Origin of the sequence: Xanthomarina sp. GH4-25 (genome assembly GCF_045363175.1) — a bacterium.
Lineage (GTDB): Bacteria > Bacteroidota > Bacteroidia > Flavobacteriales > Flavobacteriaceae > Xanthomarina.
The window spans coordinates 63,611-79,001 of sequence record NZ_JBJFLO010000004.1 but is presented as its reverse complement, the minus strand read 5'-3'; the positions used below and the strand labels follow the sequence as shown (position 1 = coordinate 79,001).

The following is a 15,391-nucleotide window of genomic DNA, read 5'->3' as shown; positions in this document are numbered from 1 at the left end:
AGAGTTAATTAACTTCTAAAAAGTTAATATTTGTCCCCATTTTAAAAGAAACATGGTTATAATGGTAAGTCCACCACTAATAAATATGGCTCCCGTCCAATAATAGGTTCTCGTTCCCCATTGTTTCCACATCTTTTTGCCGTATTCTTTTTCAGCATAACCATGAGTCAGCTTCCAATAAAGAAAAGTGATTACTAAAAAAACTAAGATGGCTATACCAATAATCCAGCTTTTTTCCATTTGTCTATTTTTTAGTTTATCTGTTTTTAATGGTTGCTAACGTTATGATGTGTTTTAAACAAGTTTAGCACTTGTTATATATATCAAATATACGACTCTAACAGCTTGTAAAAACAATGTTCGTCTTATATTTTTTATAAAGTCAAACAAATCAGTCTAGAATTTTAATAGTAATAAAAAGGGCTTTTGTTGTTGTAATTTCGTTTACGTAATAATATGAAATCGTTTTAATATTTTATATTAGCTGTAAACGAAGTTTGTATTTTTTATAATAAAGTCAAGTGGGTTAATCCAACTTATCCGTCAACTTTTTAAAAGTTATTTTAGGGTCTTTACCTTGATATAAAATATCGTAAACAGCATTAATTATAGGCAGGCGTGTTTTCTTTTTATTTTTTTCATTAATTAAAAATGCGCTTTTGGTGGCATAATAGCCTTCAGCAATCATGCTCATTTCCATTTGTGCAGACTTCACGGTGTAGCCTTTTCCTATCATGTTTCCAAACATACGGTTTCTAGAAAAAACAGAGTAACCAGTTACTAATAAATCGCCTAAATAAGCCGAGTTATTAATGTTGCGTTTCATTTTATGGGTTTTCTTTATAAAACGTTTCATTTCACGAATGGCATTGCTCATTAACACACTCTGGAAATTATCTCCATATCCCAAACCATGAGCTATTCCAGCAGCGATGGCATAAATATTTTTTAGCATCACGGCGTATTCAACTCCTATAACGTCGTCGCTAATTTTTGTTTTAATATAGTTACTCGATAATTTATCGGCTATTTGTTGTGCCTTTTTAGCATCTGCACAAGAAATCGTTAAGTAAGATAAACGCTCCAACGCTACTTCTTCGGCATGGCAAGGTCCAGCAATTACTGCAATATTTTCAAACGGAATGTTATAAATATCATGAAAATGCTCGCCAACCAATAAACCTGACTCTGGAATAATCCCTTTTACGGCAGACACTATGGTTTTATTTAAAACATTAACGGTTAGTTTTTCTAATTCAGAATACATAAAAGCAGAAGGAATAACAAAAATCAACACATCGGCATAAGTAGCTATCTCATTAATATCGTTACTTAACTTTAGCTGCTCTATTTTAAATTCTACAGAACTTAAATAGCTTGGGTTGTGTTGCTCCTTTATTAAATGCTCTTTGGTGTACGCGCTTCGCATATACCAACCTACTTCATCTAAATTTTCGCACAACATTTTTACAATAGCAGTTGCCCAACTTCCTGAACCAAAAACAGCATATTTTAATGGCTTCTCCATATCTATTCTTAAAATTACAAACATCAAAAATACATAAAATTTGACTCTTTTAAGTTGTTTAAAATGAAAGCCTCTAAATTTTTGGCACGTGTTTTGAATTCATACAAACAGTAACTCAAAAATGAAGGCTTATGAAAACGTTAAAACTACTTTTAGGATTTGCACTAATTGCAACACTTTTTACATCTTGTTATACAGATGAGGTTTATATAGACAATTACAATCCAGAACCTTCAATTTCATTAAATCAATTATTAAACTCTTATGAGTTATGGTATGTGGACATTAATGAAACTATTGGTTATGGCGAAACACCATTTTTACAAATGGCTTTTACAATCTCGTTTAGAAATGGGACCTTATTTGCAAACAATAATTTAGTTGGTTTTGGTAGTCAAGGTAATGGATTTGGAATTCCTGTTGGAAATTACGATGCGTATGATACTATTTTAGATGTCAATCATGTTATTGACGGTTTTGAAACATTTGATGTGTATCAAATAAACACCAATACCATCGAATTATACAATCCATATAACAATACCTCTTATTTTTTAAAAGGCTATCAACGTGCTAATTTTGATTACGATTATATTTTTTACGACAACATTCATTATTTCTTACAGGAATATGAAGCTTGGGAAAAGACTTATACCAGCGCAGCAGGAGATATTAATGAATTTGATAACGAGAATTATTTACAATTCTTAGCTGGTGGAAACGATTCGGAATTTAGAAGCTCACAAGATGTTGGCATAAATAATCCAGATAATATTTACTGGGATTACACAGGTGTTTATGGTGTAAATAACATACCAGGAAACATGTATTTAAAAACCTTAAGCCTAAATTACGATTCTTATGGAAGCGAATTTTTTGAACTAAGTGTTGTTAATGATGCTCTGGTAAGATTGTTTCACACCTCTTCTGGCACCACCTACGAGTTTTCTGGTAGAGGCTACATACAGTACTTAAAAACTGCTGAAGGGAAAAAAACCAAAGCGCCTAAGATGCGTAAATTTAAAAGCGAAAGAAAAGAAAACACTAGAGAAAGCTCTAGAATATAAATATAGATTTGGTTAGTTAAGTTAGTTAATTGGTAAAGAAACTGTTTGGTAATTAAAAACACCATACAGTTTCTTTTTTTAACAGGTTTATAGCCTAATAAATAGGATTTTAAAAAGAATTTATTGAACTTTATATAATTATTAAAAAACACTTAAAAACAACAGATTATGGGATTATTTTCATTTATTAAAGATGCAGGAGCTAAAGTTTTTGGAATAGGAAAAACAACAGCAGAAGAAGCTGCAGAGAAATCAGCAGATGCAGCAGCAGCAAAACTTAAACGTGAAACAGCAGCAGCTAATAACTTAAAAGAAACAATTAACGATTTACAACTAGAAGTTGAAAACTTAAACATTCATATTTCAGACGATCAGGCAACTGTTTCTGGAGCAGCTTACGATCAAGCGACTAAAGAAAAAGTAGTTTTAGTAATAGGAAATTCTAACGGAATTGCAACGGTTGATGACCAAATGACGGTTGAGAATCCAGAGCCAGAAGCGCAATTTCATACCGTTGTAAGTGGAGATACTTTAGGGAAGATTGCTAAAAATTTCTATGGAAATGCGATGAAGTATCCAGTGATTTTTGAAGCGAATAAACCTATGCTTAAAAATCCAGATTTAATTTATCCTGGTCAAGTATTACGTATTCCTGCATTAGATTAAATATCGAAATTTAATATAAACAAAAACGCCAACTTTTCAGTTGGCGTTTTTTTATTTATAAAAATTCATTTCATCCAGATAGTCCCATACATGTTCTGGTAACATGGGCTTGACGTTCTTACCTTCTTTTATAGAATTTCTTATAAAAGTTGAAGACAGTTCCATAATTGGCGCCTTAACAGAATGTATTTTTTTATGTCCATCGAACTGTGTTTCTACCTTCCCTTCAGATAAACGTGGATAGACATAAATATCGTGATTTTCTAAAATAAGTTCGTAGTTTTTCCACTTATGGAAACTCTTTAAATTGTCTTCTCCCATAATAAGACAAAACTCGTAATTTGGATATTTTTCTTCTAAATAAACTAGGGTATTTATCGTATAATTTGGTTGGGATAAATTAAACTCTATATCACTTGGATTTAATGTATCATAATCTTTAGTGGCTCGATAAACCATCTCTAAACGCTGGTTATTATCAAGCAAGGAGCTTTTCTTTTTAAACGGATTATGTGGTGTTACTACAAACCAAACTTTATCTAAGTTACTGTGTTCTACCATGTGGTTAGCAATAACTAGATGTCCAATATGAATAGGATTAAAAGAACCAAAATAGAGACCTATCTTCATAATTTATTTTTTCTCATCGACAAAATTACCAACTAATGTTTCGGCTTCTTTAAGGGCTTTTTCTAGATTATCGTTTTCAATAATCACATCAAATAATGGTGCTGTAGCAAGCTCAGCAGATGCTTTTGCAATACGCATATTAATTTTATCTGCACTTTCTGTTTGTCGCTTTTTTAAACGTATTTTAAGTTCGTCAATACTTGGTGGTTTTACAAAAACGGCTAATGTTTCGTTTGGATATTTTCTTTTAATACGCAAACCTCCAGACACATCAATATCGAAAATAACATGTTTGCCTTTTGCCCAAATACGTTCTACTTCGGTTTTTAAAGTGCCATAAAAATTATCGCGATAGACTTCTTCCCATTCTAAAAACTCATCGTTTTTTATTTTGCTTTTAAACTCTGTAGCTGATAAAAAATAATAATCTTTAGCATCTATTTCTTCGCCTCGTTTTTCTCTTGAAGTTGCTGAAATAGAGAATTCTAAATTTAATTTTTCTTGTCTTAATAGGTGCTTTACAATGGTTGTTTTTCCAGATCCTGATGGTGCAGAAAATACAATAAGCTTCCCGTTATTTGAGTTGGTATTTGTCACTTAATTATAATTTGAAAATAGGTTTCGAACTTCTTCGACCTAACATTTTTAATATAATTAACTAAAGTACATTTAGTAATTGTTCTTTTATTTTCTCTAGTTCGTCTTTCATTTGAACGACTAATTTTTGCATAGGTGCAAAATTACTTTTAGAACCAATGGTATTTATTTCTCTTCCCATTTCCTGACCAATAAAGCCTAATTTTTTTCCATTAGAATCGTCTGAACTTAAGGCAGCATTGAAATAATCTAAATGATTTTTTAAACGTACTTTTTCTTCAGTTATATCGAATTTCTCAATATAAAACATCAGCTCTTGCTCAAATCTATTTTCGTCAACCTTTTCTTTTAACTCTTCAACACCTTTACGCAAACGCTCTCTAACGCCTTCAATACGTTCTGGATCCATAGCTATAACTTGACCCAGTAAATTTTCAATATTATTTAATCTATATTTAAAGTCAGTTTCTAAAGCTTTTCCTTCGTCTAATCTATAGGTATCAATGTTTTTTAAAGCAACTTTTACTTCGTTTAAAATAACATCCCATTCATCTTCATCTATATCGTCGCGTTCGGTATTTAAAGCGTCTGGAAATCGAACAGCCATTTTTAAAAGCTCTGTGTCATCGCCATCTACAACCTCTTTCAATTGTTTCATGTATTGCTTAACAACACTTTTGTTTAATTGAGTGGTCGTTTCTTCACCTGTCATTTCAACATAAATTGAAAAATCTATTTTTCCACGTTCTAATTCTTTGCCGATTAGTTTTCTTAAACTCAATTCCTTTTCCCTGTAGATTGAAGGCATTCTTGCATTTAAATCTAGGTTTTTGCTGTTTAACGATTTTATTTCAATCGTTATTTTCTTGGTTGGTAATTGCAAAACAGATTTACCGTAACCTGTCATTGAGTGTATCATAAAATTATATTCTTATTCTGCAAAGGTAGTTAAATATAAGGGCTTAGAAAACACTAATTTTAATATGCATAGATAAAAAAATGTGTAGTTTTGCGCTTAAAATAATTAAAAATGTACACCAAGCAGTTTGAAATTAGATGGAGTGATGTGGATGCAAATAGACATTTAGCCAATAGTGCTTATACAAATTTTATGAGTCATACGCGAATGACTTTCTTTATTGAAAAAGGGTTTGATATGAAAACCTTAGTAACATTCAATATTAGCCCTGTGGTTTTTTATGAGCATATGTATTATTTTAAGGAGGCTTTTTTAGGTCAACTATTAACTGTAAGTCTTGAGGTTTCTGGTACCAGTGAAGATGGTAAGTTTTTTAAATTCGATCATAATTTTTATAATGAAAAAGGCGAAAACATAGCACATTGCGAAATGCTTGGTGCTTGGATAGACTTTTCTACAAGAAAATTAACTGGATTGCCAAAAGAGTTGTTAGCACATCAAGAGACCTTTCCTAAAACAGATTCTTATAAAATACTTACAAAAGAGGACACTAGAGTTTCTGGAAAAAAACCGGTTCATTTAACGAGTTAATTTGGCATTTTTTGTAACTAAATAAACACCTGTAAATATTAAAGAAGCTGCAATTATTTTAATCATATTCATGGTGTCACTTCCCATTAATAATGCAAAAATACTTGCAACTACAGGTTGAATATATAAAAACGTGCTTACTGTTGATGCCTTTAAATGCCTTAAAGCAATAGGATTTAATAGATAAGTAAAAAAAGTAGCTCCTACCACAACAAAAAATACAGCAAATACAATATAAGGCGTAAATGAAGACCATACAACTTCTGAAAATTCTCCATATCCAAAAGGTAAGACTAATAGAAATCCAAATAAAAACAACCACTTTATAAAGGCCAGTGGGTGGTATTTATTAGTTAATTTTTTAATGATTATTAAGTAAATACTATATGACACAGCGTTTATAAAAACCAATAAATTTCCAAGTAAAATGTTATCTCCGGCTTGTGCCGATTTACCATAAACCGATAGAACAATGGCGCCAGAAAAACCAAGAAGGATACCAACAATTTTTAAACCTGTAATTCTTTCTTTTAAAAAAAAAGCTGATAAAACAAGTACCACAATTGGTACAACGGTCATAATAACTGAAGCATGAATAGGTGTTGTATGTTCTAAACCTTTAAAGAAAGTAAGCATATTTAAGGCTATTCCAAATATGGATGCAAAAAATAAAATGATAAAATCTTTTGGTGCAATTTTTTGCTTTGGAGTAAACAAGCTTAAGACCCAGAATAGAATTGCAGCTCCAAGAACTCGAATAAAAATAAAACCGAATGGTTTAATATAACCTTCGTCAATAACATCGTTAGCAAATGTAAAAGTAAACCCGTAAATTACTTGAACTAAAAACACACCAATCAAGGCAAAAATTCGGGTTTTATCCATGAATTGTTTGATTGGCTAATTGAGTCGTTTTTTTAGAATTTCCTACGAATATGTGATTGTTGAAAATAATTACTGGTCTGCTTAAAAACGTATAATGCTCCAAAATATATTGTTTGTAATCTGCTTCTTTTAAAGATTGGTTTTTTAAATCCATTTCTTTATAGAGTTTTGCACGTTTACTAAAAAGCGCTTCATAAGATCCTGCTAACTGCTTCATTTCTTCTAGTTGTTTAACAGTTATCTCTTCAGTTTTAATGTCTTGTAAAATAAAATCTGAAGGCAGATTAATCTCTTTTAAAATACGCAAACAGGTATTACAGGTTTTTAAGTAATATACTTTTTTCATCAAAGACTCGATTAAGTAAGTCGTATTTATTTAATACTTCATTTCTTTATACAAAGAACGCCCATTTTTATTGAAAAATAATTACTTTTAAATAAAATTTAAAATCATGGATTGGGCTTTCGATATAACCATAAAAAACCGAACTTTATTAAAATCGTTTTTAGAATCTTTCACTTTAGAAGAGCTTAATAAAGTGCCAAAAGGCTTTAGTAATAACATTATTTGGAACATTGCACATACAATAGTAACACAACAATTATTGGTTTATAATTTATCTGGAGTTCCCATGCTTTTATCTCAAGAGATTGTCGATATGTACCGAAAAGGAACCAAGCCAGAAAGAGATGTTACTTATGCTGAAGTAGATTTGATTAAAGGCTTGTTGTTTTCTACTATTGAAAAAACTAAAGAAGATTATAACAACAACGTCTTTCAATCTTATAACGAATATACTGTAACTACAAAAAGCACTTTAACAAATGTTGATGAAGCAATTGACTTTAATAACTTCCATGAAGGGATTCATTTAGGATATATTTTAGCTTTAAAAAAATCTTTATAAAAAGTTTAATGAACTTTGTAAAACCTCCCAAGGAATGTTTATTTCTGTTATTCCAGAAGCGTATGGCGCAATTTCGTAGGTGTTGTAAAGTAAAATAACTCCTTCATCGTTAAAGCCTATATTTTCAGGTAATTTAAAATTATCTGGTTCAAAATACAATTCTTTTTTATCTGCTATTTCTTCAATATAATAATCTTTAGCAATTTCTGTAAAACTTAAATAGTCTTGAAATAATTCTTCGTTTTTCAAAGGTTTTCCAGTATAAGCATTAAAATTTAAAAAAGAAATATTTAGGCTTCCATGAGCACCTCCAGTATTCATGTAAGAGGTAATGGCTATGGAAACAATTTCATCAGATTGATACATGACTTCACCATCAATCTGTGCATCCCATTCCATAGCGCTTTCAGGGAAATCTGCTTTAAATCTAAGATATTCGTTATTTAAATAGTCAATAGCTTCAGATACCGTTAATGAGGAAGGGTCGGTTTCGGTATTAGAATTTAGAGAAGATTTAATGGTTTGATTTATTCTATTATTGATAATCCTTGAAGCTTCTTCGTTGCCAAAGGCTTCAGGAATATTAATTTCAACAATGTTGTTTGTTTCTGTTGTTATATTTCTTTCTTTAAATTCAAGAGGTTTTTCTTCCTGACACGTTTGCGAGAATAAAGAAATGATTAATATGTAAGCTAAAAATTTAAATCGCATGAAGCTTTTGAATTAAGTTCATGTTAAAGATAATTATTGCATTTGAATAGCCCGAATTAAACTGTAACTTTATTCAAAAAATTAAGCATATGAAATTCAACACCAAAACAATTCATGGAGGTCAAAAACTCGACCCAGCTTATGGAGCTGTTATGCCTCCTATTTATCAGACTACAACTTACGCACAATCTACACCTGGAGGACATAAAGGCTATGAATATTCAAGAACAAATAATCCAACAAGAAACGCTTTAGAAAATGCCTTTGCAAGCATAGAAAATGGTACACATGGATTAGCTTTTGGTTCGGGATTAGCTGCCATAGATGCCGTTTTAAAACTTTTAGAACCTGGTGATGAAGTTATATCTACTAACGATTTATATGGTGGGTCTTATAGGCTATTCACCTCTATTTATAAGAAATTTGGTATTAAGTTTCATTTTATTAGTATGAAAGATGCTGAAAATATTGAAACTTATATTAATAAAAACACCAAACTTATTTGGGTTGAAACACCAACAAATCCTTTATTGAATGTTATTGATATTAAAGCCTGTGCAAAGATTTCAAAAAAACACCAATTACTTTTAGCAGTAGACAATACGTTTGCCACTCCTTATCTACAACTACCATTAGATTTAGGTGCAGATATTGTAATGCATTCTGCAACAAAATATCTTGGTGGACATAGCGATGTAGTTATGGGAGCTTTAATTGTAAAAGATAGAGAGCTTGCAGATAAATTATACTTTATTCAAAATGCAAGTGGAGCTATTTGTGGGCCACAAGATAGTTTTTTAGTATTAAGAGGTATTAAAACACTTCATGTTAGAATGCAGCGTCATTGCGAAAATGCAAAAGCAGTTGCCCAATACCTGTCAAAACACCCTAAAATAGAAAACGTTTTTTGGCCTGGTTTAGAAAATCATCCGAATCACAAAATAGCCAAAGAACAAATGGCAGATTTTGGAGGTATGGTTTCATTTACTACCAAAGGGAATAATTATAAAGAAGCAATAAAAATAGTTGAAAGGTTAAAAGTCTTTACCCTTGCCGAATCTTTAGGAGGAGTTGAATCTTTAGCTGGTCATCCAGCAAGCATGACGCATGCGAGTATTCCAAAAGAAGAACGAGAAAAAACAGGTCTCTTGGATTCACTAATTAGATTAAGTGTTGGAATAGAAGATAAAGAAGATTTAATTGAAGATTTAAATCAAGCCATCAATTAAGTACATAAAAAAAACCAAGAATAGGTCTTGGTTTTTTTTATATGTTTTTGTTTTAAAATATTAATCTAGATAATAAATATATCCAAAATTTAACCAAAGTAACCAGTCGTTGTTTTTATTAGAATCAAGTTGATGATTAAATCCATCTATCCAATCGTTTCCAAAATATTGCCATCTTAAGTCTAACATGAGATCTGATAAAGCAGTTAATTTATATCTTACACCAACACTGGCAACAACAGACCATGTGCTTCCAGAATCTAAGTTAATTGGGTATTCTCTTTGTTCGCCAAGAGGTACTGCTGGTAAATAAGTTTCATCTGCATACCAATAAGAATAAATATTATTCTCATTTAATACATTTCCATAAGTTGATTCAGACTTAGGGTTGTATGCTGTATAATGAACTCCTAAACTAACAAAAGGTGCAAAACGGTAAGAAAAAGCTTGAAAAGAGCGAATACTTAACGGAAAGTATTCTATCTGCATACCAATATCAAAATTCTGTGCTTCACCAGTATGAGCCCTTAATTTATCAGCATTAGCACTAGTTTTATCTGCTGAAACCCATTCTCCATGATGATCTAATTTCGTTTTATTCCAAGAGATTTCACTTCGTAATTTAAAATGATCGTTAAAATATGTATCTGTTGAATAGCAGTTACAATCTGCACGATAGGCGAAGTTTATATAATGTACTATACCTATACCAATTCCTGTGTTTCCAAAGTTTGTTTGTTCGTTTTGGCTTTGACCATAATCAGAACGGAACTGTACTGGTCCAACTATAGCACCAATCTCATGAGAAAATCCAAGTTGAGAAAAACCCATTTGACTTCCAATAAGTAGGAATGTAATTACGAATAACTGTTTCAAATTGAACATAATATCTTTCGATAATTAGAGAATATCGTTAAACAAATATATAAAAACTCGACAAACTACCAAAAAAAACCGATTAAATGCATTTTTTTGATAATTCTATTAATATAACTGCTAAATCTAATAATTTATTATTCAACAGACATCGCGAAAAATAAAAAAATAATAATAAATTTTTAAAGTTAATGTATATTTGTCTTTCAATTCATAAAATAGCTCAATACTATTAAAATATATTTCAATGAAAAATAAAATAGACGCCTTTTTAAACCTTGTAATAGAGAAGAATGGCCATGAACCAGAATTTTTACAAGCTGTTCATGAAGTCGCAGAAACTGTAATTCCATTTATTGAAGCAAATCCTAAATATCAAGACAAAATGTTGTTAGAACGTATGGTTGAACCAGAACGCACAATTATTTTTAGGGTTCCGTGGGTTGACGATCAAGGAAAAACACAAGTAAATAGAGGGTTTCGTGTAGAGTTTAATTCTGCTATTGGACCTTATAAAGGTGGTTTACGTTTTCATCCATCTGTTAATTTAAGTATTTTAAAATTTTTAGGTTTCGAGCAAGTATTTAAGAACTCGCTTACAACATTACCTATGGGTGGTGGGAAAGGTGGAAGTGATTTTGACCCTAAAGGAAAAAGTGATGTTGAGGTTATGCGTTTTTGTCAATCTTTTATGACAGAATTATTCCGTCATATAGGCCCAAATACGGATGTACCAGCCGGAGATATTGGAGTTGGAGGAAGAGAAGTTGGCTATATGTTTGGACAATATAAAAGACTTAGGAATGAGTTTACTGGAGTTTTAACCGGAAAAGGTATTTCTTTTGGAGGTTCCTTAATTAGACCAGAAGCAACAGGCTATGGTTGTGTCTATTTTGCTCAAAATATGTTAGCTACTAAAAACGACTCTTTCAATGGAAAAACGGTAGTTATTTCTGGATCTGGAAACGTCGCTCAATATGCATGTGAAAAAGCAACAGAACTTGGTGCTAAAGTGGTGACACTATCGGATTCTTCTGGATACATTCATGATGCTGACGGTATAGATGCAGAAAAATTAGCTGTTGTACAAGATATTAAAAACGTTAAAAGGGGAAGAATAAGCGAATATGTTAATACCTATCCTTCAGCAACCTTTCACAAAGGTTCAAGACCATGGAGTGTAGCTTGTGATATTGCTTTACCATGTGCAACTCAAAACGAATTAAATGATGAAGAAGCTAGAATACTAATTAATAACCATGTAAAAGTTGTTGCAGAAGGAGCAAACATGCCAACGACTCCAGATGCTATAACTGCTTTTCAAGAGGCAAAAGTAATGTTCTCCCCAGGAAAAGCAGCTAATGCTGGTGGAGTTGCAACTTCAGGTTTAGAAATGAGTCAGAATTCTCTAAGACTCAATTGGACTCGTGATGAGGTAGACGCTAAATTAAAACAAATAATGGACAATATTCATGAATCTTGTGTTACATACGGAACTCAAGAAGATGGCTATATAGATTATGTAAAAGGGGCTAATATTGCAGGATTTGTTAAAGTAGCTGATGCAATGTTAGGTCAAGGCGTAGTATAAATTATTGTGTAGAAAACTAAAAAAGCTTCCTTTTGGGGGCTTTTTTTTATTCAAATTATATGTTTTATTTATAAAACTCGTTATATATAGATATATTTGAAAAGGTTAAAAATTTGTATGAAAAAAATAATCTTCTTATTGTTTGTTATATTTTCTTCCTTGAGCACAATTGCTCAAGATTATTCTGCTCTTTGGAAAGGATATTTTTCTTATTTAAATGTAAAAGATGTTTCGAAGGGAAATGATAAAATATACGTTGCTGCAGAAAATGCCATTTATACTTATGATTTAATCACAGCAGAAATGGAGACTATTACAACCATTAACGGGTTGTCTGGTGAAGAAATTTCTACCATTCATTATAGTGAGGCTTATGGTATGTTACTTATTGGCTATGCGAATGGTCTTATAGAAATTGTTATAGACGATAATGATAATATATTAACTGTTGTAGATATCTTAGACAAACCCACTATTCCTCCTAGTAATAAAAACATCAATCATTTTGAAGAATACAACGAGTTTGTTTATATCTCAACAGATTATGGCATCTCAGTTTACGATATGTCAAGGCTTGAATTTGGCGACACCTATTATATTGGTAATGGAGGTTCGCAATTAATAGTTAAACAAACTACAGTAGCAGGAGATTATATTTATGCAGCTTGTTATAATAGTGGTGGTGTAAAAAGAGCCCTTATAACTAGTCCAGATTTAATAGATTACCAAGAATGGAACCCCATAGTTGGTTCTGGAAATTATATAGGAGTTGAATCTACTCAAGATGATAGGGTATATATAATAAGATCAAACAGAAAAGTGTATGAAGTGATTAACACTAGCCTTACCCTAATAACAACAATCCCTGATCCTATTTTAGATTTTAGAGAAACAGACAACCATTTATTAGTAACTACAGAACTCGAATCGTATTTATTTGATAGCTCCTTTACAGAAGTAGCTGTTGTTCAGACCCCTATTGATTATCCTACAAAATTTACGACCTCGACAATCGATGATGTTTATGTATATATTGGCACCGAAAATTTTGGTCTTTTAAAAGTAGCTTACCAAGACCAAACCGATGTTACAGAAATCCATCCAGATGGCCCTTTATTAAACAGTCCTTTTGCAATCCAAACAATTCCTAACAACCTTTGGGTTACTTATGGAGATTACTCGTTAACGTATAGTCCTTCTCCTAGTAAGAGTCTTGGGTATAGTCACCTTGCAGAAGAAACATGGAATAACATACCTTTCGATAGTGTTCTTGGTGCTCGAAACTTAAATAAAATTGCTGTCAACCCTTTTAATAATCAACAAGTGTTTATTAGTTCTTTTGTGGATGGGTTATTAGAGGTTAATAATGATTTTCCTACTATTTTATATAACGATACTAATAGTGAATTAAGTTCTTTGTCTCCAACTTCAAGCAATGTTCGAGTTAGCGCTTCTACTTTCGACACAAGTGGCGTATTATGGACTATGACTGGTAGAGTAGCAAAACCATTAGTCTCTTACGACCCGAATTCAGATCAATGGGAAAGTTATGATTTTACAGATTTAATTCCAGATGCCTTAGATGGCGAATGGGGTTATAGTGATATTGAAATAGACAATAATGGAAACAAATGGATTGGTGGATATAACTATGGATTAATTGGTTTTAATAATAATAGTAGTACCCCTCTAAGAAATTTAAGTACCGAAGAACAAAACATGCCTACTTCATTTGTATCTTCTTTAGCGGTAGATAAAAGAAATCAAATCTGGATAGGAACCATTAAAGGTCTAAGAGTTTTATACAATACTGCAGAATTTTTCTCAGATAACCCTATTGAAGTCAGTTCCATAATTATATTAGACGATGGTGTGCCAAAAGAGCTTCTGTTTCAAACTTATGTTTCAGATATTGAAGTAGATGGTTCAAACAACAAATGGATTGCAACTATTGGTGCAGGACTTTTTTATTTTTCTTCAGACGGTCAAGAAACCATTTATCATTTTACAAAAGATAATTCTCCATTGCCTTCTAATGATGTGATTGATGTTGCCATTGACCAAGCTAATGGTGTTATATATATCGCTACAGATAAAGGGCTTGTTTCTTATGGGTCTGGAAGCTCACAAACCGAAGTAACTTTAGAAAACGCCTATATATTCCCTAATCCCGTAAGGCCTACATTTGACATAAATAATAAGAAAGTTACAATAAGGGGCATCACAGAGGATATGAATATTAAGATTACAGATATTGCCGGAAACCTTGTTGCTGAAGCACAATCAAATACAAATTCACGTTTTAAAGGATATAACCTAGAAATTGATGGAGGGACTGCTTATTGGAATGGTAAAAATTTAGGAAACAATACGGTAGCTTCTGGAGTATATTTAGTTATGTTAAACGATTTAGAAACTTTCGAAACTAAAGTTATCAAATTAATGGTGGTGAGATAATGTTAGCAAACACAAATGCCATTGTTTTATCTAAAATTAAATATAGAGATAACGATCTTATCGTTAAATGTTATACTCAAAGATTTGGTCTTGTTAGTTATATTTTAAGACATGTCTCTAATTCAAAAAAAGGGTCGTCAAAATCTGCCCATTTTCAATTATTATCTCAATTACAACTAGTCACCTTACACAAACAAAACAGGTCTTTACAAGACATTAAGGAAGCTAGAACTAATTATTTATATAGTAGTTTACAAACGCATGTCATTAAAAATTCCATTGTGTTCTTTTTAGCAGAAATACTAACTAGTACTCTAAAGGAAGAAGAAGCTAATCAGCATTTATTTACCTATCTAGAAACAACCCTTCAATGGCTTGATACTAACAACGACTACGCAAATTTTCATTTACTTTTTTTATTAAAACTCACCAAACATTTAGGGTTTTATCCAGAAATGGCTAAAAAACAGGAAGTCTATTTTAATTTAAGTGAAGGAAGATTTGAAGAAACCAAAACAAATATCTATAGTGTTTCAGGTGAAAATATAGTTCTTCTTAAGCGCCTGTTAGGCACAAATTTTGATACATTACATTCAATAAAAATAAACTCAAAACAAAGACAATCTTTTTTAAAAATGATGCTTGTCTATTTTGAATTGCATTTAGATGAGTTTAAAAAACCTCAATCTATGCAGATTTTTAATCAAATATTTAATACATAGCCATTTAACCAACC

At 31.5% G+C, this 15,391-nt stretch carries 17 protein-coding genes; 8 read left to right on the top strand and 9 right to left on the bottom strand.

Going from position 1 to position 15,391, the window contains the following annotated elements; all coding sequences use genetic code 11:
• Window positions 1-15: 15 nt before the first annotated feature.
• Together ACI5KZ_RS06730 and ACI5KZ_RS06725 are read right to left on the bottom strand one after the other, a co-directional pair.
• Window positions 16-240 carry a hypothetical protein gene (locus ACI5KZ_RS06730; protein WP_109308222.1) on the bottom strand — a complete coding sequence of 75 codons (225 nt, stop codon included), beginning with the start codon at window positions 238-240 and terminating at the stop codon, window positions 16-18.
• Between the two features lie 286 nt (window positions 241-526).
• Complete coding sequence (locus ACI5KZ_RS06725; RefSeq protein ID WP_406847376.1) at window positions 527-1,528, bottom strand: NAD(P)H-dependent glycerol-3-phosphate dehydrogenase; 1,002 nt, start codon at window positions 1,526-1,528, stop codon at window positions 527-529.
• Between the two features lie 131 nt (window positions 1,529-1,659).
• Between ACI5KZ_RS06725 and ACI5KZ_RS06720 the strand changes: the two genes are divergently transcribed.
• Entirely contained in the window at window positions 1,660-2,595 is a 936-nt protein-coding gene (locus ACI5KZ_RS06720) for a nicotinic acid mononucleotide adenyltransferase (RefSeq protein ID WP_406847276.1), read from the top strand.
• A 168-nt stretch (window positions 2,596-2,763) separates the two neighbouring features.
• On the top strand, window positions 2,764-3,261 hold the full coding sequence (gene lysM, locus ACI5KZ_RS06715) for a peptidoglycan-binding protein LysM (protein WP_109308220.1): 498 nt from the start codon (window positions 2,764-2,766) through the stop codon (window positions 3,259-3,261).
• Between the two features lie 51 nt (window positions 3,262-3,312).
• Here lysM and nadD read toward each other — a convergent pair whose 3' ends face one another.
• The 3 genes from nadD to ACI5KZ_RS06700 form a co-directional block, all read right to left on the bottom strand.
• Complete coding sequence (gene nadD / locus ACI5KZ_RS06710; protein ID WP_406847275.1) at window positions 3,313-3,891, bottom strand: nicotinate (nicotinamide) nucleotide adenylyltransferase; 579 nt, start codon at window positions 3,889-3,891, stop codon at window positions 3,313-3,315.
• 3 nt (window positions 3,892-3,894) lie between these two features.
• Entirely contained in the window at window positions 3,895-4,488 is a 594-nt protein-coding gene (gene gmk, locus ACI5KZ_RS06705) for a guanylate kinase (protein WP_109308216.1), read from the bottom strand.
• 61 nt (window positions 4,489-4,549) lie between these two features.
• The gene (locus ACI5KZ_RS06700; RefSeq protein ID WP_109308215.1) at window positions 4,550-5,407 is read right to left on the bottom strand and encodes a YicC/YloC family endoribonuclease; all 858 of its coding nucleotides are present in this window, start codon (window positions 5,405-5,407) and stop codon (window positions 4,550-4,552) included.
• A 111-nt stretch (window positions 5,408-5,518) separates the two neighbouring features.
• On the opposite strand from ACI5KZ_RS06700, the gene ACI5KZ_RS06695 reads away from it, so the two are divergent.
• A complete protein-coding gene (locus ACI5KZ_RS06695) occupies window positions 5,519-5,998 on the top strand; it encodes a thioesterase family protein (protein ID WP_109308214.1) in 480 nt (159 codons plus the stop codon).
• Here the strand turns inward: ACI5KZ_RS06695 and ACI5KZ_RS06690 are convergent.
• Window positions 5,987-6,883: a DMT family transporter gene (locus ACI5KZ_RS06690; protein WP_109308213.1), complete on the bottom strand. Its 897-nt coding sequence runs from the start codon at window positions 6,881-6,883 to the stop codon at window positions 5,987-5,989. The two genes, ACI5KZ_RS06695 and ACI5KZ_RS06690, sit on opposite strands and share 12 nt — an antisense overlap.
• On the bottom strand, window positions 6,876-7,229 hold the full coding sequence (locus ACI5KZ_RS06685) for an arsenate reductase family protein (protein ID WP_109308212.1): 354 nt from the start codon (window positions 7,227-7,229) through the stop codon (window positions 6,876-6,878). The genes ACI5KZ_RS06690 and ACI5KZ_RS06685 overlap by 8 nt, the downstream gene beginning before the upstream one ends.
• 106 nt (window positions 7,230-7,335) lie before the next feature.
• Here ACI5KZ_RS06685 and ACI5KZ_RS06680 point away from each other — a divergent pair, with 106 nt between their 5' ends.
• Window positions 7,336-7,791: a DinB family protein gene (locus ACI5KZ_RS06680; RefSeq protein WP_109308211.1), complete on the top strand. Its 456-nt coding sequence runs from the start codon at window positions 7,336-7,338 to the stop codon at window positions 7,789-7,791.
• On the opposite strand, the gene ACI5KZ_RS06675 is transcribed toward ACI5KZ_RS06680, so the two are convergent.
• On the bottom strand, window positions 7,786-8,502 hold the full coding sequence (locus tag ACI5KZ_RS06675; RefSeq protein WP_406847274.1) for a DUF3298 and DUF4163 domain-containing protein: 717 nt from the start codon (window positions 8,500-8,502) through the stop codon (window positions 7,786-7,788). The genes ACI5KZ_RS06680 and ACI5KZ_RS06675 overlap by 6 nt on opposite strands.
• 71 nt (window positions 8,503-8,573) lie before the next feature.
• Between ACI5KZ_RS06675 and ACI5KZ_RS06670 the strand changes: the two genes are divergently transcribed.
• The gene (locus ACI5KZ_RS06670; protein WP_406847375.1) at window positions 8,574-9,731 is read left to right on the top strand and encodes a cystathionine gamma-synthase; all 1,158 of its coding nucleotides are present in this window, start codon (window positions 8,574-8,576) and stop codon (window positions 9,729-9,731) included.
• Window positions 9,732-9,791: 60 nt separating this feature from the next.
• Here the strand turns inward: ACI5KZ_RS06670 and ACI5KZ_RS06665 are convergent, their stop codons facing one another.
• Entirely contained in the window at window positions 9,792-10,616 is an 825-nt protein-coding gene (locus ACI5KZ_RS06665) for a THC0290_0291 family protein (RefSeq protein WP_406847273.1), read from the bottom strand.
• 238 nt (window positions 10,617-10,854) lie between these two features.
• On the opposite strand from ACI5KZ_RS06665, the gene gdhA reads away from it, so the two are divergent.
• The 3 genes from gdhA (at window position 10,855) to recO (ending at window position 15,377) form a co-directional block, all read left to right on the top strand.
• Entirely contained in the window at window positions 10,855-12,198 is a 1,344-nt protein-coding gene (gene gdhA, locus ACI5KZ_RS06660; RefSeq protein WP_109308207.1) for an NADP-specific glutamate dehydrogenase, read from the top strand.
• Window positions 12,199-12,315: 117 nt separating this feature from the next.
• The gene (locus ACI5KZ_RS06655) at window positions 12,316-14,655 is read left to right on the top strand and encodes a two-component regulator propeller domain-containing protein (protein ID WP_406847272.1); all 2,340 of its coding nucleotides are present in this window, start codon (window positions 12,316-12,318) and stop codon (window positions 14,653-14,655) included.
• On the top strand, window positions 14,655-15,377 hold the full coding sequence (recO, locus tag ACI5KZ_RS06650) for a DNA repair protein RecO (protein WP_109308205.1): 723 nt from the start codon (window positions 14,655-14,657) through the stop codon (window positions 15,375-15,377). Before ACI5KZ_RS06655 ends, recO begins: the two co-directional genes overlap by 1 nt.
• Window positions 15,378-15,391 lie beyond the last annotated feature (14 nt).

Coding starts and splice junctions, on each gene's coding strand:
- nadD (WP_406847275.1), bottom strand. CDS start 3,891: ATGAAGATAGGTCTCTATTTTGGTTCTTTTAATCCTATTCATATTGGA.
- ACI5KZ_RS06680 (WP_109308211.1), top strand. CDS start 7,336: ATGGATTGGGCTTTCGATATAACCATAAAAAACCGAACTTTATTAAAA.
- ACI5KZ_RS06675 (WP_406847274.1), bottom strand. CDS start 8,502: ATGCGATTTAAATTTTTAGCTTACATATTAATCATTTCTTTATTCTCG.
- ACI5KZ_RS06700 (WP_109308215.1), bottom strand. CDS start 5,407: ATGATACACTCAATGACAGGTTACGGTAAATCTGTTTTGCAATTACCA.
- gdhA (WP_109308207.1), top strand. CDS start 10,855: ATGAAAAATAAAATAGACGCCTTTTTAAACCTTGTAATAGAGAAGAAT.
- lysM (WP_109308220.1), top strand. CDS start 2,764: ATGGGATTATTTTCATTTATTAAAGATGCAGGAGCTAAAGTTTTTGGA.
- ACI5KZ_RS06665 (WP_406847273.1), bottom strand. CDS start 10,616: ATGTTCAATTTGAAACAGTTATTCGTAATTACATTCCTACTTATTGGA.
- ACI5KZ_RS06690 (WP_109308213.1), bottom strand. CDS start 6,883: ATGGATAAAACCCGAATTTTTGCCTTGATTGGTGTGTTTTTAGTTCAA.
- ACI5KZ_RS06655 (WP_406847272.1), top strand. CDS start 12,316: ATGAAAAAAATAATCTTCTTATTGTTTGTTATATTTTCTTCCTTGAGC.
- recO (WP_109308205.1), top strand. CDS start 14,655: ATGTTAGCAAACACAAATGCCATTGTTTTATCTAAAATTAAATATAGA.
- ACI5KZ_RS06725 (WP_406847376.1), bottom strand. CDS start 1,528: ATGGAGAAGCCATTAAAATATGCTGTTTTTGGTTCAGGAAGTTGGGCA.
- ACI5KZ_RS06730 (WP_109308222.1), bottom strand. CDS start 240: ATGGAAAAAAGCTGGATTATTGGTATAGCCATCTTAGTTTTTTTAGTA.
- ACI5KZ_RS06695 (WP_109308214.1), top strand. CDS start 5,519: ATGTACACCAAGCAGTTTGAAATTAGATGGAGTGATGTGGATGCAAAT.
- ACI5KZ_RS06720 (WP_406847276.1), top strand. CDS start 1,660: ATGAAAACGTTAAAACTACTTTTAGGATTTGCACTAATTGCAACACTT.
- ACI5KZ_RS06685 (WP_109308212.1), bottom strand. CDS start 7,229: ATGAAAAAAGTATATTACTTAAAAACCTGTAATACCTGTTTGCGTATT.